Annotated in this window: 19 protein-coding genes; 13 read left to right on the top strand and 6 right to left on the bottom strand. The window is 69.1% G+C overall.

The features are described 5' to 3' along the window. Nucleotides 1-15 precede the first annotated feature (15 nt). Entirely contained in the window at nt 16-708 is a 693-nt protein-coding gene (locus tag DDF67_RS22300) for a DedA family protein (protein ID WP_109454988.1), read from the top strand. 2 nt (nt 709-710) lie between these two features. Here DDF67_RS22300 and DDF67_RS22305 read toward each other — a convergent pair whose 3' ends face one another. Further along, complete coding sequence (locus DDF67_RS22305; RefSeq protein ID WP_109454989.1) at nt 711-923, bottom strand: DUF2188 domain-containing protein; 213 nt, start codon at nt 921-923, stop codon at nt 711-713. A 187-nt stretch (nt 924-1110) separates the two neighbouring features. On the opposite strand from DDF67_RS22305, the gene DDF67_RS22310 reads away from it, so the two are divergent. Beyond that, on the top strand, nt 1111-3534 hold the full coding sequence (locus tag DDF67_RS22310) for a glycoside hydrolase family 2 TIM barrel-domain containing protein (protein WP_109454990.1): 2424 nt from the start codon (nt 1111-1113) through the stop codon (nt 3532-3534). Nucleotides 3535-3696: 162 nt separating this feature from the next. On the opposite strand, the gene DDF67_RS22315 is transcribed toward DDF67_RS22310, so the two are convergent. Continuing rightward, nucleotides 3697-4848 (bottom strand): aldose epimerase family protein, encoded by a 1152-nt coding sequence (locus tag DDF67_RS22315; protein ID WP_109454991.1) that lies wholly within the window; start codon nt 4846-4848, stop codon nt 3697-3699. 130 nt (nt 4849-4978) lie between these two features. On the opposite strand from DDF67_RS22315, the gene DDF67_RS22320 reads away from it, so the two are divergent. Then, a complete protein-coding gene (locus tag DDF67_RS22320; RefSeq protein WP_109454992.1) occupies nt 4979-6307 on the top strand; it encodes a sugar MFS transporter in 1329 nt (442 codons plus the stop codon). A 119-nt stretch (nt 6308-6426) separates the two neighbouring features. Here DDF67_RS22320 and araD1 read toward each other — a convergent pair whose 3' ends face one another. After that, complete coding sequence (araD1, locus tag DDF67_RS22325; RefSeq protein ID WP_109454993.1) at nt 6427-7425, bottom strand: AraD1 family protein; 999 nt, start codon at nt 7423-7425, stop codon at nt 6427-6429. 282 nt (nt 7426-7707) lie between these two features. On the opposite strand from araD1, the gene DDF67_RS22330 reads away from it, so the two are divergent. After that, entirely contained in the window at nt 7708-8469 is a 762-nt protein-coding gene (locus tag DDF67_RS22330) for a FadR/GntR family transcriptional regulator (RefSeq protein WP_109454994.1), read from the top strand. A 1063-nt stretch (nt 8470-9532) separates the two neighbouring features. Continuing rightward, entirely contained in the window at nt 9533-11083 is a 1551-nt protein-coding gene (locus DDF67_RS22335; RefSeq protein WP_109455058.1) for an alpha-N-arabinofuranosidase, read from the top strand. A gap of 123 nt (nt 11084-11206) precedes the next feature. On the opposite strand, the gene DDF67_RS22340 is transcribed toward DDF67_RS22335, so the two are convergent. The 3 genes from DDF67_RS22340 to modA form a co-directional block, all read right to left on the bottom strand. Then, nucleotides 11207-13267 (bottom strand): transglycosylase domain-containing protein, encoded by a 2061-nt coding sequence (locus DDF67_RS22340; protein ID WP_269845471.1) that lies wholly within the window; start codon nt 13265-13267, stop codon nt 11207-11209. A 103-nt stretch (nt 13268-13370) separates the two neighbouring features. Further along, complete coding sequence (gene modB, locus DDF67_RS22345) at nt 13371-14033, bottom strand: molybdate ABC transporter permease subunit (protein ID WP_109454995.1); 663 nt, start codon at nt 14031-14033, stop codon at nt 13371-13373. Between the two features lie 5 nt (nt 14034-14038). Further along, entirely contained in the window at nt 14039-14794 is a 756-nt protein-coding gene (modA, locus tag DDF67_RS22350) for a molybdate ABC transporter substrate-binding protein (RefSeq protein ID WP_109455059.1), read from the bottom strand. Nucleotides 14795-14917: 123 nt separating this feature from the next. Between modA and DDF67_RS22355 the strand changes: the two genes are divergently transcribed. From DDF67_RS22355 to cobA, 8 genes are all read left to right on the top strand, one after another. Continuing rightward, entirely contained in the window at nt 14918-15703 is a 786-nt protein-coding gene (locus DDF67_RS22355) for a TOBE domain-containing protein (RefSeq protein WP_109454996.1), read from the top strand. Between the two features lie 150 nt (nt 15704-15853). Then, nucleotides 15854-16432, top strand: a complete 579-nt coding sequence (locus DDF67_RS22360) for an ANTAR domain-containing response regulator (RefSeq protein WP_109454997.1) — start codon at nt 15854-15856, stop codon at nt 16430-16432. Then, entirely contained in the window at nt 16429-17595 is a 1167-nt protein-coding gene (locus tag DDF67_RS22365) for a CmpA/NrtA family ABC transporter substrate-binding protein (RefSeq protein ID WP_109454998.1), read from the top strand. The genes DDF67_RS22360 and DDF67_RS22365 overlap by 4 nt, the downstream gene beginning before the upstream one ends. Nucleotides 17596-17859: 264 nt before the next feature. Beyond that, complete coding sequence (locus DDF67_RS22370; protein ID WP_109454999.1) at nt 17860-19080, top strand: nitrate/nitrite transporter; 1221 nt, start codon at nt 17860-17862, stop codon at nt 19078-19080. Nucleotides 19081-19107: 27 nt separating this feature from the next. After that, nucleotides 19108-21573 carry a nitrite reductase large subunit NirB gene (nirB, locus tag DDF67_RS22375; protein ID WP_109455000.1) on the top strand — a complete coding sequence of 822 codons (2466 nt, stop codon included), beginning with the start codon at nt 19108-19110 and terminating at the stop codon, nt 21571-21573. Beyond that, nucleotides 21570-21923 carry a nitrite reductase small subunit NirD gene (gene nirD, locus DDF67_RS22380; protein ID WP_109455001.1) on the top strand — a complete coding sequence of 118 codons (354 nt, stop codon included), beginning with the start codon at nt 21570-21572 and terminating at the stop codon, nt 21921-21923. The genes nirB and nirD overlap by 4 nt, the downstream gene beginning before the upstream one ends. Before the next feature lie 4 nt (nt 21924-21927). Beyond that, on the top strand, nt 21928-24612 hold the full coding sequence (locus tag DDF67_RS22385; protein ID WP_109455002.1) for a nitrate reductase: 2685 nt from the start codon (nt 21928-21930) through the stop codon (nt 24610-24612). Next, entirely contained in the window at nt 24602-25390 is a 789-nt protein-coding gene (gene cobA, locus DDF67_RS22390) for a uroporphyrinogen-III C-methyltransferase (protein ID WP_109455003.1), read from the top strand. The genes DDF67_RS22385 and cobA overlap by 11 nt, the downstream gene beginning before the upstream one ends.

Below are 25390 nucleotides of genomic sequence, written 5' to 3' on the forward strand. Positions count from 1 at the left end.
GCTCGAAGGACCCCCATGGACAACTTGCTTCAATCCGTCGCCGCTTTCGTCACCGAGCACCAGAGCTGGGCGGGCTTGATCCTTGGGGCCCTGACCTTCGCCGAATCTCTCGTGCTGATCGGCGCCTTCGTGCCGGCGACGGCACTGATGCTGCTGGCCGGCACCCTGATCGGCGGCGGCGTGCTCGATCCGTTCGAAGTGCTGCTGTGGTGCACCATCGGCGCCGTGCTGGGCGACGCGGTCTCCTACGCCCTGGGCCGGCGGCTGGGTCCGCGCGTCCTGCGCATCCCGGCCTTCCGCGATCACCGCCGCACCATCGCCCGCACCCGGCTGTTCAACCGCCGCTTCGGCGTCGCCTCGATCTTCATCGGCCGCTTCTTCGGTCCATTGCGCGCCTTCGTGCCGATCATGGCCGGCATCCTGCAGATGAAGTCCTGGACCTTCCAGACCGCCAACTTCCTGTCGGCCATCGTCTGGATCGCCAGTCTGCTGGCCCCCGGTTACCTGGCCGCCCGTAGCCTGTCGGGCGTCAGCCTGGAACTGGGCCTGGCCATCTCGGCCGGCGTGGCCCTGACCGTGCTCGGAGTGGTCGTCGCCTGGCGCTTCGCCGCCTCGCGTCGCAGCGTGGCCGCCGCCAAGGCCAAGGCCGCCTCGGCACAGGTCGAGAGCGGTGTCCAGGTCGTCGAGCTGAAGCCCAAGCGCGCCTGAGGCTAGGCGGCCGCGCCGGCCGTCAGCCAGCGACCGACCAGACGGCCGCCGCGATCGTGAATCCTGACCTCGGTGGGCGCCAGGGCGTCCTGCGCCAGCTTGCGCGCGCGCCGCTCGGCTTCCCCGCCGCCGGCGAAATGCAGGACCTCTCCGGTGTCGTGAATCCTCACGCACCAGCCGCCTTCGCACGGAACGACATCGACGACCCCTGGCATGTCGTACCCCTTCGATACGCTGAACTCGGGCTGCCAAACGCCGGTCTCGGGAAAGGGTTCACCGCAGCGTTCACCCTATTTGCGACGAAGTATTTCCAAGGGCTGGCGTTTTGTCTGAGCTTTCATAAAATGATATAAAGTACCAAAATATGGGATTCGCCTCGACGCGAATTCCAGGGAGAAAACTATGGCTCATTCCTTGACGCGCGGCGTCTCGCGCCTGGCCCTGGCGGCCGTTCTTGGCCTCTGCGCCCTGCCGGCCTTCGCGGCCGACCGCCTGACGACGCCGCTGGCCGACGGCTGGACCTTCTTCCAGGGCGACCCCGAGGGCGCCGAGACGGCGGCCTTCAACGACAGCGGCTGGACCAAGGTCTCTGTGCCGCACGACTGGGCCATCAGCGGGCCGTTCAACATCAAGGCCCGCGCCGGCGGGGCGGGCGGCTTCCTGCCCACCGGCATCGGCTGGTATCGCAAGACCCTCGACGTCAAGCCGCCCACGCCCGGTCGCCGAATCTATGTCGAGCTCGATGGCGTGATGGAGCGTAGCGGCGTCTGGATCAACGGCCATCACCTGGGGCATCGCCCCAGCGGCTATGTGGCCCTGCGCTATGACATCACCGACTTCATCAAGGCCGATGGGTCGAACGTCCTGGCCGTGCGGGCCGACACCGAGCACGCCCCGTCCTCGCGCTGGTACGCGGGCTCGGGCGTCTACGGCAAGGTCCGCCTGATCGAGAGCGCCGCCCAGCACGTCGAGCAGGGCGGGGCGTTCGTCAGCGTCACCAGGATCGCCGAGGGCAGGGCCACGGCCGATATCGCCGTCGACGTGGTCAATGACGCCAACCGCGCCGCCAAGGCCGGTATCGAGGTCGTGCTGCGCGATCCGGCCGGCAAGGAGGTCGCCCGCGGCGCCGTGCCCGCCGTCGCCATCGATCCGGCCCGCACCGAGACCCTGAAGCTCTCGCTCGACATCGCCGCGCCCAGGCGCTGGGACATCGAGACGCCTAACCTCTATCGCGCCGAGATCCGCGTGGTGGGCGAGGGCGGGCAGGGCCTCGACGCCGAGACCGTGCCCTTCGGCGTGCGCGAGGCGGCGTTCAAGGCCGACAGCGGCTTCTCGCTGAACGGCAGGAACATCAAGCTCAAGGGCGTGGCCCTGCACATGGACGGCGGCGCGGTCGGCGCGGCCGTGCCGATGGATGTCTGGCGCCAGCGCCTGGCGGCCCTGAAGGCCCAGGGCGTCAACGCCATCCGCACCGCCCACAACCCGCCGTCGCCCGGGTTCCTCGACCTCTGCGACCAGATGGGCTTCGTGGTCATGGACGAGCTGTTCGACCAGTGGAACGTCTCCAAGACCCCTGGCGACTACCACCTGTTCTTCAGCGACTGGCACAAGCGCGACGCCCGCGACATGGTCCGCCGCGACCGCAACCACCCCAGCATCGTCCTCTGGAGCGCCGGCAACGAGATCCATGACACGGCCTATCCGGTGCAGGCCAAGGCGGCCCTGACCAGCCTGCTGAACGTCATGCACGCCACTGATCCGACCCGGCCGGTGACCATGGGCCTGTTCCGTCCCAACGTGACCGGTGACTACCAGAACGGCTTCGCCGACATGCTCGACGTGGTGGGCCAGAACTATCGCGAGAACGAGCTGATCGCCGCCCACAAGCAGAATCCGGCCCGGATCATCGTCGGCACCGAGAACAGCAAGACCCGCACCTCCTGGGTCGCCGTGCGCGACTACCCGGCCTATTCGGGCATGTTCCTGTGGACCGGCATTGACTACCTCGGCGAGGCCGACCGCAGCGGCTGGCCCAACATCGACAACCCGGCCGGCATCGTCGATCGCACCGGCGCGCTGAAGATCGTCGGCATGCAGCGGGCCTCGTGGTGGTCGGAGAAGCCGGTGCTGCACGTGGTGCGCAACGCCATGCCCGCCGCCCCGCCGCCGTCCTCGGACGGCGCTGGCCCGGCGCCGGCCCTGCCGACCATGGTCGCCGTCGCCACCCCGCCGCCCAAGGTCGCCATCTTCGACGACTGGACCCCTTCGGACCTGGCGCCGCACGAGGAGACCATCGAGGTCTATTCCAACTGCGCCAGCGTCGACGTCGCCCTTAACGGCCGCTGGCTGGGCGCCAAGCCGCTGCCGGCCGACGCCTCGCCGCGCCAGTGGGCCGTCACCTTCGCGCCGGGCGAGGTCAAGGCCGCCTGCCGTGATCCGGGCGTCAAGCTGGAGGACGTGCTGCGCACCGCTGGCAAGCCCGCCCGCATCGAACTGGCCGCCGATGGAGACAAGGTGGGCAGGAGCTTCGACGACCTGGCCTTCGTTCGCGCCCGGGTGGTCGACGCCAAGGGCGTCGTGGTGCCGTCGGCGGCTGACGCCATCACCTTCCAGGTCTCGGGCGCGGGCGCCTTCGTGGCCGCCGACAACGCCGCTCCCACCGACCATACGGCCTTCGCCTCGTCGACTCGCAAGGCCTGGCAGGGCAAGGCCGTGGCGCTCGTGCGCGGGGCGGGCGAGGGGGCTTGGCTGACGGTCACCGCCACCGCGCCGGGGCTTGTCGCGGGCAAGGCGTCGCTGAAGGTGGTTAGCGAGCGCGCTCAGTGAACATGTTCTGCGACAAAGCGTCACTTTCGTACGGTTGGGGGTTGAAAACCCAGCTGGTAGCGCTAACTACAACCCCGTGAGGCGCGAGCGCCTCTGCCCTTCCTGGGCGTTTCCTCCCTAATGAACTAAGCCCGGCGGGTAACCGCCGGGCTTCTTTTTTGTCTATTTGTCCGTGGTGACCCGGAAGACCATCTTGTTCTGGTAGGTCTGGCCCGGGTCCAGCCGCACCGGCGCGAACTGCGGCTTGTTGGGCGCGTCGGGGAAGTGCTGCGGCTCCAGCGCGATGCCGTCGCCCTGGCGATAGATCTTGCCGCTCTTGCCGATCGTGGTGCCGTCGATGAAGTTGCCGGCATAGAACTGGATGCCCGGCTGCTCGGTCAGGATCTCCAGCACCCGCCCGCTCTTGGGGTCGGCCAGGCGCGCGCCGAGGCGAAGGGCGCCGCCCGACTTGCCCGTCAGCACGTAGTTGTGGTCGTAGCCGCGCCCGGCGACGATCTGCGGATCGCTTGCATCACGAATGCGATCGCCGACGGCGGTCGTCTTGCGGAAGTCGAACACGGTGCCAGCCACCGGCGTCGTCTCGCCGGTCGGGATCAGCTCGCCGTCCACGGGGCTGTAGCCGTCGGCCGGGATGGTCAGCACATTGCCCATGGCGCCTTCCGGGGCGCCTTCGCCGGCGACGTTGAACAGGGCGTGGTTGGTGATGTTGACGATGGTCGGCTTGTCGGTCGTCGCGCCGTAGGTGACGGTCAGCTGGTTCTGCTCGTCCAGGGCATAGGTCGCCGTGGCGGTCAGCGTGCCGGGATAGCCTTCCTCGCCGTCGGGGCTGACATGCTTGAAGGTCACCGAGGCCACCGGGCCGGCCTTGGCCTCGACCACAGTCCAGACCACCTTGTCGAAGCCCTTGACCCCGCCATGCAGCGCCGCGACGCCGTTGTTGTTGAGCGCCAGCTGGTAAGTCTTGCCGTCCAGCGTGAAGCGGCCCTTGCCGATGCGGTTGGCGAAGCGGCCCACCGAGCCGCCGAAATAGTTGGCGGCCTTCACGTATTCGGCCGCGTCCTTGTAGCCCAGAACGATGTCGGCCTTCTTGCCGGCGCGGTCGGGGGCGACCAGGGCCTGCAGCGTGGCCCCGTAGCTGATGACGGTGGCGCTGACGCCCTTGGCATTCGTCAGGGTTATGGCCTCGACCGCCTGGCCGTCGGGCGTCTGGCCGAACGACTTGCGGCTGATTTCGGCGCTCTGGGCGGCGAGCGGAGCGGCCGCGGCGGCGGCGAACAGGGCAAGGCTCGGCAGGGCGTGACGCCAGGTCTTCATCGGGTTTCCTCTCAGGCGGACCGTTCGCGCTCTCTGTCGGCGTTGACGGCCAATATGCCGCCATATACTCAGACAAAAAACCGCCACGCAACGCCAAGACGTCGCGAGGCTCGACACGGGAGACCCGGGAATGCCCGCACCGATCACCACGCCCTCAGGAGCCGGCGCGGCCAGCGTGGGCGACGCCTGCGCCCAGCGCTCGGCCCTTACCCTGCTGGCCAGCCTCTTCTTCATGTGGGGCTTCATCACGGTCATCAACAACACCCTGCTGCCGCACCTGCGCTCGGTGTTCGACCTCAGCTACACCCAGACGACGCTGATCGAGTCGGTGTGGTTCATCGCCTACTTCTTCGCCTCGATCCCGTCGGCCAAGCTGATCGAGGCGATCGGCTACAAGAAGTCGATGGTCACGGGCCTGCTGATCATGGCCGCCGGGGCGCTGCTGATGATCCCGGCCGCGCGCATTCCGTCCTACGGCGTGGTGCTGACGGCCCTGTTCATCATCGCCTCGGGCATCACCCTGCTGCAGGTCGCCGCCAACCCCTATGTGGCCGTGGTCGGCCCGCCGGAGACGGCGTCCTCGCGCCTGAACCTGGTGCAGGCCTTCAACTCGCTGGGCACCACCCTGGCCCCGCTGTTCGGCGGCTATCTGATCCTCAGCCGCAGCGCCTCGGGCAACGCCGAGGCCGGCCATGTCATGACCCAGGCCGAACGCCTGGCCGACGCCCAGTCGGTGCAGCTGCCCTACTTCATCGTCGCCGTGGTGCTGGTGCTGCTGGCCGTGGTGATCGGCCGCTACAAGCTGCCGGACCTGGGCGGTTCGAACCGCCGCGCCGCCGCGCAGGACCGCAAGAAGCATTCGCTGTGGAAGCACCGCAACCTGGTGCTCGGCATCCCGGCGATCTTCATCTACCTGATCGCCGAGATTGGCGTCTCCAACCTGTTCATCAACTTCGTGTCCGATCCCAAGATCGGCAACCTGACCCACGCCCAGGCCTCGAACTACCTGTTCCTGCTGTGGGGCGGCATGATGGTCGGCCGCTTCATCGGCAGCTTCTGGATGCGCAAGGTCGATCCGGGGAAGGTGCTGGCCATCTTCTCCAGCCTGGCCTTCGTGGTGATGGTCATCACCGTCTTCGCCAGCGGCCCGGCCGCCATGTGGAGCCTGATCGCCGTGGGCCTGTTCCACTCGATCATGTTCCCGACCATCTTCACCCTGGGCATCAAGGGCCTGGGCGCCCTGACCGAGGAGGGCTCGGGCCTGCTGGTCATGGCCATCGCCGGCGGCGCGCTGGTCGTGGTGCAGGGCGTGCTGGCCGACAAGTTCGGCCTGCAGATCTCGTTCCTGCTCACCGCCGTCTGCGAACTCTACGTGCTGTTCTACGCCCTGTGGGGCAGCAAGACGACGGTCGAGGAAGAGCCGGTGGCCCTGGAAGCCCAGTCGGCTCCGGCCGAGTGATCGGGGAGGGGAGCGGCTCGCCGCTCCCCGGCCCATTGCGCAAAAGAGAAGGCCTCGCACCGCAGGGTGCGAGGCCTTCTTGCTTCGTGGGGCCGAAGGACGAGACCACGCAGTGCGTTTCAGAGCGCCTTCACCACCACCGTGACCTCGGCGGGCGCGGCGTCCTGGGCCAGGGGGTTGCGCACCGGCAGGCCGAACGGGGCGGCCTCGATCTCGAACACGTCGCCGACCTGCGTCTGGAAGCCTTCCGAGAACGACAGGGTGGCCGTGCCGAAGAAGTGCACGTGCACGTCGCCCGGGCGGCGGAACAGCGCGTACTTGAAGTGATGGTGCTCCAGGTTGGCGATGGTGTGGGACATGTTGGCTTCACCCGACAGGAAGGGCTTTTCCCACACCGTCTCGCCGCCGCGCACGATCCGGCTGGCGCCGCGCACGTCGGCCGGCAGTTCGCCGCTCAGCAGTTCCGGGCCCAGCGCCGCCTGTCGCAGCTTCGAGTGGGCCAGCCACAGGTAGTTGCCGCGCTCGATCACGTGGTCGGAGAACTCGTTGGCCAGGCAGAAGCCCAGGCGGTGCGGCGTTCCGTCGGGGCCGATCAGGTAGACGCCGGCGATCTCGGGCTCTTCGCCGCCGTCCTTGGCGAACGAGGGCGAGGTCAGGGGCTGGCCGGGGCCGACCAGCTGGCCGCCGTCGCCCTTGTAGAACCACTCGGGCTGCACGCCTTCCTGGCCGTCGGCGGGCTTGCCGCCCTCGACGCCCATTAGGAACATCCGCATGGAGTCGGTGAGGTTCTCACCAGACTGGGCGGCCTTGTGCATCTTGTCGCGACCCTCGGCCGAGCCCAGGTGCGTCAGGCCGGTGCCGGTCAGGATCAGGTGGGCCGGGTCGACGTGGTCGATCGGGGCCAGCACCCGGCCCTCGGCCAGGGCGGCGGCGACGTCGACGGTTTCGCCCAGCGGCTGGGCGGCGTCGGCCAGGCTGACGCCCTTGTCGATGGCCAGTTGGCCCAGGGCGTAGAGGGTGTCGGCGGACCCGACCTTGCGGGCGGCGCCCGTCTCGTCCACCGCCGCCAGGGCGCGGGCGCCGTCGGGCGTCTTCAGCTGCACGAACCGCAGGGGCATCGGGTCGATCCTCTCGTCTATAATTAGTCAGACAAATAGCGATCGGTGCGAGCCTGTCAAACCCGGATCGCAGGGGTTCGCGCCGTCGTCGGGGCCTGGCGGGGATCTGTCGCCTGAACCCTGTGATCGCGCCTATCACCTGATTTATCATACTTTTAAGCGCGGCCGGCGCGGCGTCCGCCAGCGCGCTGACTGGTGAATTTCCTTGTCGTCAGACAATTAGTCTCGCTAGAGTCGCTCCGTGACCGGCGGCGACGCCGTTCGGTGATTTGCGGAGGCGGTGTGGTCAAGGGCAAGGGAACGGGCGCGGACGGCGAGTTCGAGCGCGAGGAAGGCTTTTCCGGCCGCATCCATGGCTCGATCGCGCGCACGCTCGGCATCGCCATCGTCTCGGGCCAGTACGCCCCGGGCGACGTGCTCAACAACGAGATCGACGCCAGCGAGCAGCTGAACGTCTCGCGCAGCGCCTACCGCGAGGCCATCCGCATCCTGGCCGCCAAGGGACTGGTCGAAAGCCGTCCCAAGGCCGGCACCCGCGTCAGCCCGCGCTCGCGCTGGAGCCTGCTGGACCCCGAGGTCCTGGCCTGGTTCTTCGAGGCCGAGCCCAGCGAAGAGTTCCTGACCAGCCTGCACGAGCTGCGGATGATCGTCGAACCCGCCGCCGCGGCTCTCGCCGCCGAACGCCGCAACGACGAGCAGCTGGAGCGCATGCGCAACGCGCTGATCCAGATGCAGCAGCACACCCTGTCGACCGAGGCCGGCCGCGCCGCCGACCGCGACTTCCACGACACCGTGCTGGAAGCCACCGACAACGAGCCCCTGCGCACCCTGTCCAGCAGCATCGGGGCTGCCGTGCGCTGGACCACGATCTTCAAGCAGCGCGACCGCGAACTGGCCCGCGACCCGATCCCAGACCACTGGAAAGTCTTCGACGCCATCGCCGCCAGCCGCCCAGACCAGGCCCGCCAGGCCATGGAACGGCTCGTGGGTCTGGCCCAGGACGACACCCGCGCGGCGATCGCCCGGCGGACGGGCGCGGCGTAGGGCGTTTCCGCATTAGGAACCTCCCCCTGTGGGGGAGGCGGCCGAAGGCCGGTGGGGGGAAGTTCTCAGGTGCCGCAGGGCTGGCCGATCCCGCACCACTCCCCCCACCGATCGCTCCGCGATCGCCTCCCCCACAGGGGGAGGTTCCCAGTTACGGGGATAGAGCAGCGTGCATCCTCTGCGTTCAGCGGATGAACCCCAACGATCTCAACTGCTTGCAACTTTCTCGCGCTCATCAATCAGACGCGCTCAAACCCGCTGCATAATCAAAGCTGTCCCGTCGCAGGGAGAGGGCGCAAGGATCCGGCCCGAAGCGGCGACGTGGATGCGATCGAGCGGGGCTTAAGGAGCGGCGTGAGCCGGGCCTGAAGGCTTAAATGAGGATGGGGGACGTAAACCCATCCATCGGAAGGCTGCCGTTCATGGCCTTCCGCCCGTCCAAGGGTTCGCGCCGCCATGCACGCCTGGCCGCCAAGAAACGGGGCGCACTGCATGGGGAAGGGGCACAGGGCGGAAGAGGCCCGCGCGCCCCGGCCTGAGGACAAACGATCGCGCGGGGCGTTCTGCTTCGTCGAAACGGTACTTAGAACAAACACATCCGGGCGAGGCCCGGACGCCCCGCGCTCTCTCCATCAGCTCAGCGGCAAGCCGCGTGAGGCGCGAGCCCGTACCCAAAGATCCTCCCCCCGAAGGGGGAGGTGGCCCGAAGGGCCGGAGGGGGAAGTCCCAGATTGGGTCAGCACATCCCCAACGCCAGCAATCCCTTCCCCCTCAGTCGCTCCGCGACAGCTCCCCCTTCAGGGGGAGCATCTGGCGAACCAAGCCGTCGTGACAACCCTCACACCCCAATCATCCGACAAACCAACCGCCCACAACCCCGCCCTATATCGTTGTATTGCTGGCCGCCGACCGTCGATGCGCCTCGATTGACGCTCCTCTCGCGCGAGTATACTCAGACAAATAACAAGGGGCCTCTGTCGCGTCGTGCGCGGCAGGACGCGCGCCTGTCCGAGCCGGCGTCGCGCGCACGGCGAGCAGAGGGAGAAACGACGTGAATTCCAAGATGCTTAGGCACGCCCTGATGGGCGGTGTCGCCGCGGCCCTGCTGATGGCCGGCGGGGCCCTCGCCCAGACCAAGGTCAGCGGGACCCTGCGCGCGGACCAGCCCGGCGCCGTCATCCAGCCGGAAGTCTACGGCCAGTTCGCCGAACACCTGGGCCGGGGCATCTACGAAGGCGTCTGGGTCGGCGAGGACAGCAAGATCCCCAACATCAAGGGCTACCGCAAGGATGTGGTCGACGCGCTCAAGGCGCTGAAGGTGCCGGTCGTGCGCTGGCCGGGCGGCTGCTTCGCAGACGACTATCACTGGCGCGAGGGCATCGGCCCGCGCGACAAGCGTCCCGTCAAGGTCAACGTCATGTGGGGCGGCGTCGAGGAGCCCAACACCTTCGGCACCCACGAGTTCATGGACTTTGCCGAACTGATCGGCACCAAGACCTATGTGGCCGGCAATGTCGGCACCGGCACACCGCAGGAAATGTCGGAGTGGGTCGAGTACCTGACCTCGCCGACCAATTCCTCGATCGCCAACATGCGCCGCGCCAACGGGCGCGACAAACCCTGGAAGGTCGACTACTTCGGCGTCGGCAACGAGAACTGGGGTTGCGGCGGCCAGATGACGGCCGAGCACTACACCAACCTCTATCGCAACTTCGCCGAGTTCGTCCGCGCCCCGCGCGGCAACCGCCCGGTGAAGGTCGCCGCCGGTCCCAACGCCGAGGACTACAACTGGACCGAGGTCCTGATGAAAGGCGCGGCCAAGAACATGAACGCGCTCAGCCTGCACTACTACGTTATCCCGACCGGCAACTGGACCAAGAAGGGTTCGGCCACCGTGTTCGACGAGCAGGGCTGGGGCGACACCATGGTCCAGGCGCTGAAGATGGAAGAACTGGTCACCAGGCACAGCGCGGTGATGGACAAGTACGACCCCGAGAAGAAGGTCGGCCTCTATGTCGACGAATGGGGCGTCTGGTACGACGTCGAGCCGGGCACCGAGCCGGGCTTCCTCTACCAGCAGAACACCATGCGCGACGCCGTGGTGGCCGCCGCGACGCTGAACATCTTCCACAAGCACGCCGACCGGGTGCGCCTGGCCGCCATCGCCCAGATGGTCAACGTGCTGCAGGCCATGATCCTGACCGACAAGGAAAAGATGGTCCTGACGCCTACCTACTGGGTGTTCGACCTCTACAAGCCCTTCCAGGGCGCGACCTTCCTGCCGGTCGAGATCGACACCCCGCAGTACGTGATCGGCAAGTCGTCGGTTCCGGCCGTGACCGCCTCGGCGGGCAAGGGAACGGACGGCGCGGTGCACGTGGCGCTGGTCAATCTCGACCCCAACAAGTCGGCGACGGTCAGCGTCAAGCTCGCCGGCTCGACCGCCAAGACCGCCAAGGGCCGTGTGCTCACGGGGCCCGAAATGGCCTCGCGCAACACTTTCGAGACGCCGCATGCGGTCAAGCCGGCCGAGTTCAAGGGCGCGACCATCAAGGGCGACACCCTCACGGCCACCCTGCCGGCCAAGTCGGTGGTGGTGCTCGACCTCAGCTAGAGGTCGGGCGGACCGCCGAAACGATGAAGAGCGCCGGCGAAAGCCGGCGCTCTTTTTACGTGACACCTTCAAAGCTCGTCATCCTGGGATCGGCCTCAAGCCGTTTGGGATGACGATCGGAGCTTACGGAAGGGTCGTTGGACCTCGCGGCTCGACCGGCTGGGGCGGAGCCGCCGGCGCCGCCGGAGCCGGAACCACCGGAGCCGGCGCTGTCGGATCGACAGGGCCCTCGCCCTCGACCGGCGGGGCTTCGGGCGGCAGCGGCAGGCCGTCGGGGCCCAGGATCGGTTCGGCCAGGCTGGCGTCCTCGGCGGCGCTGAGCGCGTCGTCCTCGACCGGCTTGGGCGCGCCGCCGGTGGCGGCCAGGGCGAAGGTCTTCCAGATCTTGGCCGGCAGGCCGCCGCCGACGACGCCGTTCATGGCGCTGTTGTCGTCGTTGCCCACCCAGACGCCGATCACCAGGTCGCCGACATAGCCGACGAAGATCGCGTCGCGATAACCCTGCGTCGTGCCGGTCTTGCCGAAGGCGCCGGGGATGGCGGCTTCGACGCCGGTGCCGCGATGCACGGCCGAGCGCAGCAGGTCGCGCATGCCGGCCAGCTCGGCCTTCGACAGGGCGCGGGCCTTCTTCGGGGCCTTGAAGTCGGCCAGGCCATGCGGCGTCACCGGGGTCTCGCCGGCGGCGATGGCCGCATAGGCGCCGGTCAGTTGCACCAGGCTCATCGGGCCGGTGCCCAGCGCCAGGGTCAGGTCGTCGGGGATCGGCTCGGTGACGCCCAGGTCGCGGGCGGTGTCGACGATCGCCTTGCGGCCGACCTGCTGGGCCAGTCGGACGGCCGCCACGTTGGACGAGCCGGCGAAGGCGGTGATCAGCGGCACTTCACGGCCGGCGTACTTGCCCTCGTGGTTCTTCGGGCTCCAGCCGCGCACGTCGACCGGCGCGTCCAGGATCGGCGAGGTCGGGGTCATGCCCTGGCGGATCGCCGCGAGATAGACGAACAGCTTGAAGGCGCTGCCGGGCTGGCGGCCGGCGTCGGCGCGGTTGAACTGGCTTTGCTTGTAGTCGCGGCCGCCGACCATGGCCACGACGCTGCCGTCGGTGCGCATGGCCACAAGCGCGCCTTGCGTGACATTCAGCACCTTGCCGTCGCGGGCGATGGCGTCGTTGAGGATCTTCTCGGCCTTGGCCTGCAGCTTGGCGTCCAGCGTCGTCTTGACGATGGTCTCGCCGTAGCGGGCGTCATAGGCGGCGCGGGCCTGCGGGAAGACCCAGTCGGCGAAGTACGAGCCGGTCGGCAGCTTGTCGCGCGGCGGGATCGGATGCATGTCGCGCTTGGCCCGGTCGGCCTGGGCTTGGGTGATCACCTGCGTCTCGACCATGGCGCCCAGCACGACGTCCATGCGCTCGCGGGCGCCTTCGAAGTTCTCGGTAGGGGCCAGGCGCGAGGGGGCCTTGACCATGCCGGCCAGCATGGCCGCCTGGCCGACGGATAGCTTCTCGGGCGTGGTGTCGAAATAGTGCCGGGCGGCGGCGCGCAGACCAAAGGCGCCTTCGCCAAAATAGACCGCCGACAGATAGCGCGACAGGATCTCTTCTTTCGAGAGCCGGGCTTCCAGCCACAGCGCGATCAGCGCCTCCTGGGCCTTGCGACGAAGATTGCGGTCGCTGCTGAGGAAGGCGTTCTTGGCCAGTTGCTGGGTGATGGTCGAGCCGCCTTCGGAGACGCCGCCGGCCTTGGCGTTGGCGCCCAGGGCCCGCGCGATGGCCTTCGGGTCGACGCCCATGTGCGAATAGAAGCGCCGGTCCTCGATGGCGATGAAGGCGCCCGGCACATAGGCCGGTAGCTTGGAGGCCTCGATCGGAGCTTCCTTGTAGGAACCGCGGCGGGCGATCGGCGAGCCGTCCGAGGCCAGCAGCACCATGGTCGGATTGTTGGCCGGCTCCAGCGCCCGGCCCAGCGGCAGCGACCACAGGAGCCACGTCACGACCGCCACGATGGCCAGCACCAAGACGCCGGCGCCGATCTGCCAGGGACGCTGCTTCCAGATCGGAACCCGCCTGGGCTTCACGGGCTCTTCGGGCGTGGTGATCGCCGGCGTTTCCGGCGCGGTCTCGGCTGGGGGCTTCGGGGCCTTGTCTTCGGCGTCGTCGGGACCGGTTTGCGGAGCGGCGGGATCGGACATGCGCGATTGGGACTCGAAAAGGACGCCGAGGCGAGCGAGGCGCGTCAATACCACAGGCGAGGCGACCGCCCAGCCCACAAGCTCTATTTGGGGAAACGCCGGTTCAGGCCGGAACGCTCCGCCGCTTCTCCAGCAGCAGCAGCGTCAGGGCCGCCAGGAAGCCGAAGCCCAACAGCAGGGCCGACAACTGGTGGGCCTTGTCCCATTCCAGGCTTTCGACCAGGCGATAGATCTCGATCGACAGCACCTGGGTCTCGCCCGGAATGCCGCCGCCCAGCATCATCACCACGCCGAACTCGCCGATGGTGTGGGCGAAGGCCAGGAGGGCGGCGACCGCATAGCCGGGGAGGGCCAGAGGCAGGGCGACGCGGGCGAAGATGTCGGCCTTGCCCGCGCCCAGCGTCGCGGCGACTTCCAGCGGCTCGTCGCCGATGGCGAGGAAGGCGTTGCGCAGCGGCTGCACGGCGAAGGGTAGGGAATAGACCAGCGAGCCGATGACCAGCCCCTCGAAGGTGAAGGCCAGGGTGCGGATTCCCAGCGGACGCAGAAGGGCCATCAGCGGACTCTCGGGACCCAGAGCGATCAGCAGATAGAATCCGAGCACGGTCGGCGGCAGAACGATAGGCAACGCCACCAGCGCTCCCACCGCCGGCTTCAGGGCCGAGCGCCCGCGCGCCAGCCACCAGGCCAGGGGCGTGGCCAGCAGCAGCAGCAGGACGGTCGTGACCGTCGCCAGCTTCAGGGTCAGCCAGACGACCTCGACCATGGGCGTCAGCGCACCTCGTAGCCGTAGCGGCGGATGATCGCCTTGGCCTCGCGGCCTTTCAGGAAGGCCAGGAAAGCCTTGGCCGCCTCGCTGTTCGATCCGGTCTTCAGCAGCACGGCCTGCTGGTCAATCGGCGTGTGATTGCTCTTGGGCACCACCCAGCGCGAGCCGCCCTTGTCGTCGACCACCTGCGACAGGGCCACGAAGCCGAGCTCGGCCGCGCCGGTCTGGACGTACTGATAGGCCTGGGTGATCGACGAACCGGTGACGATCCGGGGCTTGAGGCCGTCATAGAGTTTCAACCTGGTCAGGGTCTCGACCGCCGCCAGGCCGTAGGGCGCGGCCTTGGGGTCGGCGATGGACAGCTTCCGGAACCTGCCGCTGGCCAGCACCGCGCCCTGGCCGTCGACCAGGCCGGGCGTCTTGCTCCACAGAACCAGGCGTCCGGTGGCGTAGGTGAAGCGCGAGTTGGGCACGGCCAGGCCTTCGCTTTCCGCCTTCTGCGGCCGCTCAACGTCGGCGGACAGGAAGACCTCGTACGGCGCGCCATTGGCGATCTGGGCGTAGAACTGGCCCGACGAACCGAAGCTGAGCGTGGCCTTGTGGCCGGTGGCCTTCTCGAACCGGGCGGCGATGGCCTTGGCCGGCTCGGTGAAGTTGGCGGCCACCGCCACCTTGGTCTCGCCCGCGAAAGCCGCGCCGGCCGCCAGCGACAGGGCCGCGGTCAGGACGGCGGCGAACAGAGGGCGGCGGGCGAGGATCATCGGCGGCTCGGATCAGGCGGATATGTATAGCGAGTACATAACGAGCTTTGAGGCGGTGTCAGGCTGTTTTTTCAGCGCTTGGCGGGCCACAAGCGATCCGAACGGAGTCGGAGGACATCGATGAGCGGAGCCGGTGATCTCAGCGCCAGCCTGATCCTGCGACGCGGCGCCCTGGCTCGCGTCGGACTGGAGCGCGTGGCCCTCATTGAGGCCGTGGCCGAGCTCGGCTCCATCAGCGCCGCCGCCAAGCGCCTGGACCTGTCCTACAAAGGCGCCTGGGACGCGGTGCAGGCGTTGAACAACCTCTTCGACGCCCCGCTGATCGCTGCCGGCGCTGGCGGCCGGTCGGGCGGCGGGGCCCAGGTCACGCCGCGCGGCTACGCCGTGGTGCGCGCCTTCCGCGACATGGAGCGCGAGGTCGGCGCCGCCCTGGCGAGGCTCGAGGCCGGGCTGGCGTCCGAGGTCGGCGAGGACCTGTTCTGGAGCCTTGGCTTGCGCACCAGCGCCCGCAACGCTCTGCGCGGAACCGTGGTGGCCCTTGGCCCGTCCGGCGTGACCGTCGAGGTGCGGCTGGCGCTCGGCGACGGGCTCTCGATCGTGTCGGTGATCACCCGTCGCAGCGCCGAGGAGTTGGGCTTGGCCGTCGGCCGCCCGGCGGTGGCGCTGATCAAGTCGAGCTTCGTGCGGCTGACGCTCGACGCGCCGGCCGGCGCCGCCGACAACGTCCTGGCGGGGCAGGTTCTCGACCGTGAGGACGGCGAGGCCGCCAGCGAGGTCGTGGTCGCCCTGGCCGAGGGCAAGACCCTGGTCGCTACGGTCCCGAGCGTCCTGGCCGCTGGCCTGGCGCCGGGGGCCAGAGTCCACGCCGTCATAGCTCCGTCCGACGTCATTCTGGCCGTGGACTAGCTGGGCGCCGCCCTTGGTCGCAGAGGCGCAGTCGCTGGCCTGCTTTAGCAATATGCAGCGGCGCCCGCGGATTGAGCGGAACTCTGTTCGAGCGTGACCATGGCCGCAAAACGCTCCCCCGTGGCGTCGAGGCTCCTTAGGGCGTTGGACATGCGCGTTCTCGTCATCGATCCTGACCCGGCCCGGGCCGCCCTGGTGGCGGAAGGGCTCGAGGGCGTGCATCCGCTGGAGGTGCGCCGTTCCGAGCGCTTCGACGAGCGCGAGGCGGCGCAGTTCGCGCCCGACGTCGTGGTCATCGCCGCCGAGAGCCCTGATCGCGACACGCTGGAAAGCCTGCGCGAGGCCAGCCAGTCCAATCCACGTCCCGTCGTGATGTTCGTCGACCGCTCCGAGCCCGGCCTTGCTGAGCAGGCGGTCCGCGCCGGCGTCGCCGCCTATGTTGTCGATGGCCTGGCGCCCGCCCGCGTGCGGCCGATCCTCGACGTGGCCATGAGCCGTTTCGCCCTGACCCAGCAGCTTCGCGGCGATCTGGCCAAGGTGAAGGCCGACCTGGAGTCGCGGAAGACGGTCGAGCGCGCCAAGGGCCTTCTGATGAAGGAGCGCGGCCTCGACGAGGACGGCGCCTATCGCCTGCTGCGCAAGCTTGCGATGGACCGGGGCAAGCCGATCGGGGCGGTGGCCGCCGATCTGCTGGCCTTCGCGGGGGTGCTGAAGGGAGACGCGTCGTGAGCGGCCTGGCCGATCTGAAGCTGGGCTTCATTCCTCTGACCGACTGCGCGCCGCTGGTGGTGGCCAAGGCGCTGGGCTTCTTCGCAGAGGAAGGCCTCGACGTCTCGCTGAACCGCGAGGCCTCCTGGGCCACCATCCGCGACAAGGTCGCCGTGGGCGCCCTCGACGGCGCCCACATGCTGGCGCCGATGGCCCTGGCCGCCGCGGCCGGGGCTTCAGGCGGGCTGACGCTGGACGTCGGCCCGTCGCTGATCGCGCCCATGGCCCTGAACCGCAACGGCAGCGCCATCACGGTTTCCAGGTCGCTGGCCGACACGATGCGCGCCGCCGATCCGCAGGCCATGGCCGGGCCGCCTGTCTCGGCGCGAGCCCTGGCCAAGGTGATCGCCGAAAGGGCGGGGCAGGGTGCGCCGCCCCTGACCTTCGCCGTCGTCTTCCCTTATTCGATGCACAACTACGAGCTTCGCTACTGGCTGGCGCAGGCGGGTGTCGATCCCGACAAGGACGTGCGCCTGGTGGTCACGCCGCCGCCGCGCATGGTCGAGCAGATGCGTGCGGGCGAGATCGACGGCTTCTGTGTCGGCGCGCCGTGGAATGCCGTGGCCGAGCGCGAGGGGCTGGGCGAGATCGTCATCACGGCCTCGGCCTTCTGGCCGGGCGGGCCCGACAAGGTGTTCGGCGTCACCGAGGCCTGGGCCCACCACTATCCCGATGAACTGCGCGCCGCCTTGCGGGCGCTGATCCGCGCCTCCGCCTGGTCCGACGACCCGGCCAACCGTGACGAGCTTGTCGTTCTGCTTGCCCGTCCCGAGCATGTGGGCGTCTCGCCGAAGGTGCTGGAGCGCGCCCTGGCCGACGAGATCGTCTTCCACCGCGATGGCGCCGGCGTGCCGCGGCGCGAACACGCCCTTTGGTTCCTGTCGCAGATGGTCCGTTGGGGCCAGGTCGCTGCCGACACGGATATCCACGCGGTCGCCGATGCGGTCTATCGCCCGGACATGTTCCGCGCCGCGGCCCTGTCGGCCGGGCCGCTGCTCGATCCTGCCCAGGCCTTCGCCGATGGCCCAGGAGAGCTCGCGCCGCTGTTCGAGGGGCCAGCCTTCGATTCCACCCGCGCGGGTCCTTACGCCACGGCGTTTTCGATCGGCCGCGCCCGCGTCTGACGGGCTTCGGGTCGAGCCGCCTCTTCGCATCTGCACAATTCGAAGGCGTCGCCGGCGCCTTTTTGCTGAGCAATCACGCTGCGCATGCGTTGTTCGGGCCGCGTCGCCGACAGCGCGTGACATCCGTCCCCGGACCGATGTTCAGTGAGTTCAAGCCTTCGGACAACGGCGTCCGTGGCTGCCAGAGACGACCGCTCGGATGCGGTCACCCGACGAGGCGACGACGCCTCGCTCTCGCAGACACGCAACACTCCGAGGCGCATCATGATTTCTCGTGACTTCCTCAAGGCTGGCCATGCGCCGACTCTGTTCGCCGCGTTCCTCTATTTCGACCTTTCGTTCATGGTCTGGGTGATCCTGGGTCCGCTGGGCGTCGCCATCGCGAAAGATTTCGGGCTCGACCCCGCCCAGAAGGGCCTGATGGTCGCCATTCCGGTGCTCGCCGGCGCGCTGCTGCGCCTCGTCAACGGCATCCTGGTCGACCGCATCGGTCCAAAGAAGACCGGCATGATCGGCCAGCTGATCGTGCTCGCTGGCCTGGCCGTGGCCTGGAGCCTCGGCATTCACAATTACCATCAGGTCCTGGCCCTGGGCGTGGTGCTCGGCGTGGCCGGCGCTTCGTTCGCGGTGGCCTTGCCGCTGGCCTCGCGCTGGTATCCGCAGGAGCATCAGGGCCTGGCCCTGGGCATCGCGGGGGCCGGTAATTCGGGCACCGCCCTGGCGGCCCTGTTCGCGCCCATGCTGGCCAAGACCTTCGGCTGGCAGAACGTGATCGGCCTGGCCGCCATTCCGCTGGCGCTCGCCTTCGTCGTCTACATGCTGCTGGCCAAGGACGCCCCCGAGCAGCCCGCGCCCAAGAAGCTGGCCGAGTATCTCGACGTGCTGAAGGTGCCGGACGCGTGGTGGCTGATGCTGCTGTACGCCGTCACCTTCGGCGGTTTCGTTGGCCTGGCCTCGTCGCTGACCATCTACTTCAACGCCGAGTATGGCCTGGATCCTGTGACGGCCGGCTTCTTCACCGCCGCCTGTGTCTTCGCCGGTTCGTTCATCCGCCCGGTCGGCGGGGCGCTGGCCGACCGCCACGGCGGGGTGCGCACTCTCAGCGTCGTCTACGCCCTGGCGGCCCTGGGTCTTGCGGTCGCCAGCTTCAAGCTGCCGACGGCCTGGTTCGCCCTGGCGGCCCTGATGTTCTCGATGCTGGCGCTGGGCGCGGGCAACGGCGCGGTGTTCCAGCTGGCCCCGCAGCGCTTCCGCAAGGAGATCGGCGTCATGACCGGCCTGATCGGCATGACCGGCGGCATCGGCGGCTTCTACCTGGCCTCGACCCTTGGTTTGGCCAAGAAGATGACCGGCGACTACCAGATCGGCTTCCTCGGCTTCGCGGCGCTGGCGTTGTTCGCCCTCCTGGCCCTGCACGGCCTCAAGGCCCGCTGGCGCGCCGTCTGGCCGACCCTGCACGGCGACGCCGCCCCGGTCCGCGTCTGATCCCTCTCACCGCAACGAGCTAGAACCATGACCAAGGAAAAGCTGGTCGTCATCGGCAACGGCATGGCCGGTTGCCGGGCGGTCGAGGAAGTCCTCAAGCGCGATCCCGAGCGCTACGAGATCGCCATCTTCGGCGCCGAGCCGCGGGTCAACTACAACCGCATCATGCTGTCGCCGGTGCTGGCGGGCGAGAAGACCTTCGACGACATCGTCATCAACGACGAGGCCTGGTACCGTGACAATGGCATCACCCTTCACGCCGGGCGCTGGGTCACGGGGGTCGATCTCGAAGGCCGCAAGGTGATCGCCGAGGGCGGGCTTGAAGTCGCCTACGACAAGCTGGTCCTGGCCACCGGCTCGGATCCTTTCCGCCTGCCGCTGCCGGGCGCCGACCTGAAAGGCGTGGTCACCTTCCGCGACCTCGACGACGTCGACGCCATGATCGCCGCCTCGGCCAAGCCCGGCGCCCGCGCCGTGGTCATTGGCGGCGGCCTCTTGGGCCTCGAAGCCGCCTACGGCCTGGCCCGTCGCGGCATGGGCGCCACCGTCGTCCACCTGATGGACGTCTTGATGGAGCGCCAGCTCGATGAGAGCGCCGGCTATCTGCTGCGCGAGGCCCTGCTGGAACGCGGCGTCGAGACCGTGCTCGGCGCCCACTCCGAAGCCATCGTCGGCGAGGACGGCCAGGTCACCGGCCTGAAGCTGAAGGACGGTCGCACCCTGCCTTGCGACATCCTGGTGATGGCGGTCGGCATCCGGCCCAACGCGACCCTGGCCAAGGCCAGCGGCCTGCAGGTCAATCGGGGGATCATCGTCGACGACGCCATGCGCACCTCCGATCCGGCGGTGTTCTCGGTCGGCGAGTGCGTCGAGCACCGCGGCGCCTGCTACGGCCTGGTGGCGCCCATCTGGGACATGTGCCGCGCCCTGGCCGAAGAGCTGACCGACGGGGAGGGGGCCTATCAGGGCTCGGTCCTCTCGACCCGCCTGAAGGTCTCCGGCGTCGACGTGTTCTCGGCCGGCAAGTTCGCCGGGGGCGAGGGCTGCGAGGACATCGTGTTCCGCGACGCCGCCCGCGGCGTCTACAAGCGCGTGGTCATCGAAGGCGGCAAGGTGGCCGGCGCGGTGCTGTTCGGCGATGCCGCCGACGGCGGCTGGTACTTCGACCTGATGAAGGCCGGGACCGACGTCGCCGAGATCCGCGACACCATCATCTTCGGCCAGGCGATCACGGAGGGGCTGTCCGGCCTGGACCCTAGCGCGGCCGTTGCGGCCATGCCCGACACGCAGGAAATCTGCGGCTGCAACGGCGTCTGCAAGGGTGCGATCACCTCGGCGATCACCGCTCAGGGCCTGACCACGCTGGACGACGTGCGCGCCGTCACCAAGGCCTCGGCCTCCTGCGGCTCGTGCACGCCGCTGGTCGAGCAGGTCATCCGCGCCACCCTGGGCGACGGCTTCAAGGCCCAGACCGGTCCCAAGCCGATGTGCAGGTGTACGCACCACCCGCACGGCGTGGTGCGCGAGGCGATCCTGGCCCAAGACCTGAAGTCCATGCCCGCGGTCATGCAGGCCATGGAATGGACCACGCCCGACGGTTGCGCCTCGTGCCGTCCGGCCCTGAACTATTACCTGCTGTGCGCCTGGCCCGGCGAGTACAAGGACGACAGCCAGTCGCGCTTCATCAACGAGCGGGTCCACGCCAACATCCAGAAGGACGGCACCTACAGCGTCGTTCCGCGGATGTGGGGCGGCATGACCACCCCTGACGAGCTGCGGGCCATCGCCGACGTCGCCGACAAGTACGCCATCCCGTCGGTGAAGGTCACCGGCGGCCAGCGCATCGATCTTCTGGGCGTCAAGAAAGACGACCTGCCGGCGGTGTGGGCCGACCTCAACGCCGCGGGCATGGTCAGCGGCCACGCCTACGCCAAGGGTCTGCGCACGGTGAAGACCTGCGTCGGCAGCGACTGGTGCCGGTTCGGCACCCAGGACTCCACGGGGCTCGGCATCAAGCTCGAGAAGTTCATGTGGGGCTCCTGGGCGCCGGCCAAGGTCAAGCTGGCTGTCTCGGGTTGCCCCCGCAACTGCGCGGAATCGACCTGTAAGGACATTGGCGTGATCTGCGTCGACAGCGGCTACGAGATTCATGTCGGCGGCGCTGCCGGCCTGCACATCCAGGGCACGCAGCTGCTGACCAAGGTCGCCACTGAGGAAGAGGCGATCCAGCTGATCTCGGCGGTCATGCAGATGTACCGCGAGGGCGGCTGGTACCTGGAGCGGATCTACAAGTGGATGGCCCGCATCGGTCTGGAAACCATCCACGCCGCTACAGTCGAGGATCTCGACAACCGCGCGGCGCTGTTTGCTCGTTTCGTGAAGTCGCAAGAGACCGCCCAGGTCGACCCGTGGGCCGAGCGCGCCACGGGCGGCGTGGAGGCCGGTGAGTTCAAGCCTATGGCGACGCTTCCGATGAGGATGGCTGCGGAATGACGATCCAGACTTTCGACATCGATCCGGCCTGGCACGACGTCGGCGCGTTCACCGACATCCCCGAGCGGGGATCGCGGCGCGTGGCGACCGCTCAGGGCGACGTGGCGGTGTTCCGCACCAGCGACGGCCAGGTCTTCGCCCTGGTCGACCGCTGTCCGCACAAGCATGGTCCGCTAAGCCAAGGCATCGTCCATGGCCACGGCGTGACCTGCCCGCTGCACAGCTGGGTCATCGACCTGAAGACCGGCCATCCCACCGGAGCCGACGCCGGCAAGGGCTGCACGCCGGTGGTTCCGGTGCGGGTGCAGGACGGCCGCGTCCTGCTGGCCCAGCCGGTGATGGCGGACTGACCCCATGGCCGACGGCTCCGGCGTCATCACGACGGTCAGGACCACCTGCCCCTACTGCGGTGTGGGCTGCGGCGTCGCCGGCGCGGCGGGACCCGGCCGGGCCCTGGCCGTGTCGGGCGACCGCCAGCATCCGGCCAATCTGGGGCGACTGTGCTCCAAGGGTTCCGCCCTCGGGGCGACTGTCGGCCTGGGCGGGCGTCTGCTTGAGCCGTCCATCAACGGCCGGACGGCAAGCTGGGGCGAGGCCACGGCGCTGGTCGCCAAGCGCTTCCGCGACACCATCGCCCGCCACGGCCGCGACAGCGTCGCCTTCTACGTCTCGGGCCAACTGCTGACCGAGGACTATTACGTCGCCAACAAGCTGATGAAGGGCTTCATCGGCTCGGGCAACATCGACACCAACAGCCGCCTCTGCATGGCCTCGGCCGTGGCCGCCCACAAGCAGGCCTTCGGCGCCGACCTGGTGCCCGGCTGCTACGAGGATCTCGACGAGGCCAACCTCGTGGTCTTCGCCGGCCACAACGCCGCCTGGACCCACCCGATCCTGTTCCGTCGTCTGGAGGCGGCCAAGGCTCGTGGCCAGAAGCACGTGGTCATCGACCCGCGCCGCACCGACACCGCCGAGGGCGCGGACCTGCATCTGGCCATCGCCCCGCAGAGCGACGTGCGCCTGTGGAACGGCCTGCTGGCCGAGATGGACCGTCGCGGCCGGCTCGACCTCGATTACGTCGCCGAGCACGTGAACGGGATCGAGGCAGTGCGCGAGGCCTTGGCGGACGCCGACCAGTCGCCTGCCGCCGTCGCCGCCGACTGCGGGATCGCGCTGGAAGACCTGCTGGCCTTCTATGACCTGTTCGCCGCCAACCCGAAGACGGTCAGCCTGTTCTCGATGGGCTCCAACCAGTCGGCACAGGGCGTGGCCAAGGGCCTGGCGATCCTCAACGTCCATCTGGCCGCGGGTCGCATCGGCAAGCCCGGGGCTTGCCCGTTCTCGATCACCGGCCAGCCCAACGCCATGGGCGGACGCGAGACCGGCGGCATGGCCAACACCCTGGCGGGCCACATGGACTTCGCCTCTGAGGATCGCGACCGCGTGGCCCGGTTCTGGGGCGCGCCGCACACGGCCCGCGCGCCGGGCCTGAAGGCCGTCGAGATGTTCGAGGCGGTGCGCTCTGGCAAGATCAAGGCGATCTGGGTGATGGCCACCAACCCCGCCGTCAGCCTGCCCGACGCCGGCGCGGTGCGCGAGGCGCTGGAGAAGTGCCCCTTCGTCGTGGTCTCCGACTGTGTCGAGACGGACACCACGGCCTACGCCCACGTGAAGCTGCCGGCCCTGGCCTGGGCCGAGAAGGACGGCACGGTCACCAATTCCGAACGCCGGATCTCGCGCCAGCGCGCGCTGTTCCCGGCCCCCGGACAGGCCCGCGCCGACTGGCGGATCATGGCCGACGTGGCTCAAGGCATGGGTTTCGACGGCTTTAGCTGGCCCTCCCAGGCCTCGATCTTCCGCGAGTGGGCCCGCCTGACCGCCTACGAGAACCAGGGCGCGCGCCTGCTCGACCTCTCTGGCCTTGCGGCCATGACCCCCGACGACTACGCCGCTCTCACCCCGATCCAGTGGCCGGTCCGCACCGGCGGCGGGGGCACGCCGCGCCTCTTCGTCGACGGCCGCTTCCAGACCCCGGACGGCCGGGCCCGCATGGTCCCGGTTCGCCCCAAGGGTCCGGCCGACGCGGTCAGCGACGCCTTCCCGATGTCGCTCAACACCGGCCGCATCCGCGACCAGTGGCACACCATGACCCGCACGGGCCTGGCCCCCGACCTGTGCCGCCACGCGCCAGAGCCCTTCGTCGAGATCCACCCGCGCGACGCCGAGGCCGCCGGGATCAAGGACGGCGCCCTGACTCGCGTCTCCACCGCGCGCGGGGAGGCTGTGGCCCTGGCCAAGGTCACCGACCGCCAGCGGCTGGGCGGGCTGTTCATGCCGATGCACTGGACAGACGCCTTCGCCCCGTCGGGCAAGTCGAACCATCTGATCGCGCCGAACCTGGATCCGACCTCAGGCCAGCCGGAGTTCAAGCACACCCCAGCTCGGGCGCGGCCTTATCGCGAGACCTGGAAGGGCTTCTTCCTGACCCGCGAGATCGTCGCTGCGCCGACCAATCTGGATCTCGTCTGGCGGCGCATTCCGCAGGACGCCGCCCAACTGCACGAGTTCGCGGGCAGGGGCGACGCCGCCGAGCGCGAGACCTTGCGCAAACGCCTGACCAAAGGCTTGGCCGGCGAGACCACGGTGTTCGAGGACGTCGGCGCCGGCTCACGTCGCGAGGCCTGGATCGAGGACGGCAGGCTGGTCGCGGTGCTGTTCCAGACCGCCGCCGGCCGCCTGCCGCCGCGCGACTGGCTGGCCGACCTGTTTGCGCTCGATGCGCTGACCGCCGAGGCTCGCTCGGCCCTGCTGATCGGTCGTCCGCCCGGCGCGCAGGTCGACAAGGGACCGATGGTCTGCGCCTGCCTGAAGGTGGGCGCAAAGGCGGTCGACGCCGCCATCGCCGCCGGGGCCGCCACCGCCGATGCGGTCGGTGCGGCTACGGGCGCCGGAACCAACTGCGGCTCGTGCCGTCCGGAGATCGCCCGGATGATCGCGGCCGCTTCGCTCAAGGCCAAGGAGACCGCCGATGTCGCATGACGCTGCTGCTCTGGGAGACGTCCTGCTGGTCGGCGCCGGTCCTGGCCCGGTCGACCTGATGACCCTGCGCGCCGCCCGCGCGGTCGAGAGCGCCCAGGCGCTGCTCTATGACGCCCTGGTTTCGGACGAGGCGATCGCCCTGGCCCCGGCCGGCTGCGTGCGCATCCTCACCGGCAAGCGCTCTGGCCGTCCCAGCATGAAGCAGGAGGCGATCAACCGCCTGATGCTGCGTCTGGCTCGCCGCGGCCTGCGGGTGGTGCGGCTGAAGGGCGGCGATCCCTCGGTGTTCGGCCGGGTGGGCGAAGAGGCCGAGTTTCTCCGGGCGCATGGCGTGTGCGTCGAGGTGGTGCCCGGCGTCACCGCCGCCAGCGCCGCCGCCGCCCAGTTCAACTTTCCGCTCACTCATCGTGGCGAGGCCCGGCGGGTGATCTTCACCACGGCCCGCGTTGGCAGCGGCGACGTCATCGAGGACTGGGCCGCCGCGTCGGATCCGGAAGCCACGGTCGCCGTCTACATGGGCGGAGAGGCGGCTGCCGAGCTTGGTCGTCGCCTGATCGCCGCCGGTCGCGAGCCGAGCACGCCGGCCCTGGTGGTGGAGCGGGCCGGCGATCCGGCCGCCGCCTTGCGCACTGGCCGCCTCGACGACCTGCCGCGCCTGCTGGCGGGCGGAACCGGCGGACCGGTCCTGATCGTCATCGGCGCGGTGGCTCGCCGCGCCCAGGACCTGCGCTGGACGCCGGAACTGTCGGAGATCGAGGCCGCCGCCCGACGGGCTTGA

The sequence above is a fragment of the Caulobacter endophyticus genome (assembly GCF_003116815.1).
Classification (GTDB): Bacteria; Pseudomonadota; Alphaproteobacteria; order Caulobacterales; family Caulobacteraceae; genus Caulobacter; species Caulobacter endophyticus.

Excerpts from the sequence above, each read along its gene's own strand:
- DDF67_RS22340 (WP_269845471.1), bottom strand. The coding sequence starts at position 13,267 with ATGTCCGATCCCGCCGCTCCGCAAACCGGTCCCGACGACGCCGAAGAC.
- DDF67_RS22355 (WP_109454996.1), top strand. The coding sequence starts at position 14,918 with ATGAGCGGAGCCGGTGATCTCAGCGCCAGCCTGATCCTGCGACGCGGC.
- nirD (WP_109455001.1), top strand. The coding sequence starts at position 21,570 with ATGACGATCCAGACTTTCGACATCGATCCGGCCTGGCACGACGTCGGC.
- DDF67_RS22320 (WP_109454992.1), top strand. The coding sequence starts at position 4,979 with ATGCCCGCACCGATCACCACGCCCTCAGGAGCCGGCGCGGCCAGCGTG.
- DDF67_RS22315 (WP_109454991.1), bottom strand. The coding sequence starts at position 4,848 with ATGAAGACCTGGCGTCACGCCCTGCCGAGCCTTGCCCTGTTCGCCGCC.
- DDF67_RS22335 (WP_109455058.1), top strand. The coding sequence starts at position 9,533 with ATGCTTAGGCACGCCCTGATGGGCGGTGTCGCCGCGGCCCTGCTGATG.
- DDF67_RS22370 (WP_109454999.1), top strand. The coding sequence starts at position 17,860 with ATGATTTCTCGTGACTTCCTCAAGGCTGGCCATGCGCCGACTCTGTTC.
- DDF67_RS22305 (WP_109454989.1), bottom strand. The coding sequence starts at position 923 with ATGCCAGGGGTCGTCGATGTCGTTCCGTGCGAAGGCGGCTGGTGCGTG.
- DDF67_RS22385 (WP_109455002.1), top strand. The coding sequence starts at position 21,928 with ATGGCCGACGGCTCCGGCGTCATCACGACGGTCAGGACCACCTGCCCC.
- DDF67_RS22360 (WP_109454997.1), top strand. The coding sequence starts at position 15,854 with ATGCGCGTTCTCGTCATCGATCCTGACCCGGCCCGGGCCGCCCTGGTG.
- DDF67_RS22300 (WP_109454988.1), top strand. The coding sequence starts at position 16 with ATGGACAACTTGCTTCAATCCGTCGCCGCTTTCGTCACCGAGCACCAG.
- araD1 (WP_109454993.1), bottom strand. The coding sequence starts at position 7,425 with ATGCCCCTGCGGTTCGTGCAGCTGAAGACGCCCGACGGCGCCCGCGCC.
- cobA (WP_109455003.1), top strand. The coding sequence starts at position 24,602 with ATGTCGCATGACGCTGCTGCTCTGGGAGACGTCCTGCTGGTCGGCGCC.
- nirB (WP_109455000.1), top strand. The coding sequence starts at position 19,108 with ATGACCAAGGAAAAGCTGGTCGTCATCGGCAACGGCATGGCCGGTTGC.
- DDF67_RS22310 (WP_109454990.1), top strand. The coding sequence starts at position 1,111 with ATGGCTCATTCCTTGACGCGCGGCGTCTCGCGCCTGGCCCTGGCGGCC.
- modB (WP_109454995.1), bottom strand. The coding sequence starts at position 14,033 with ATGGTCGAGGTCGTCTGGCTGACCCTGAAGCTGGCGACGGTCACGACC.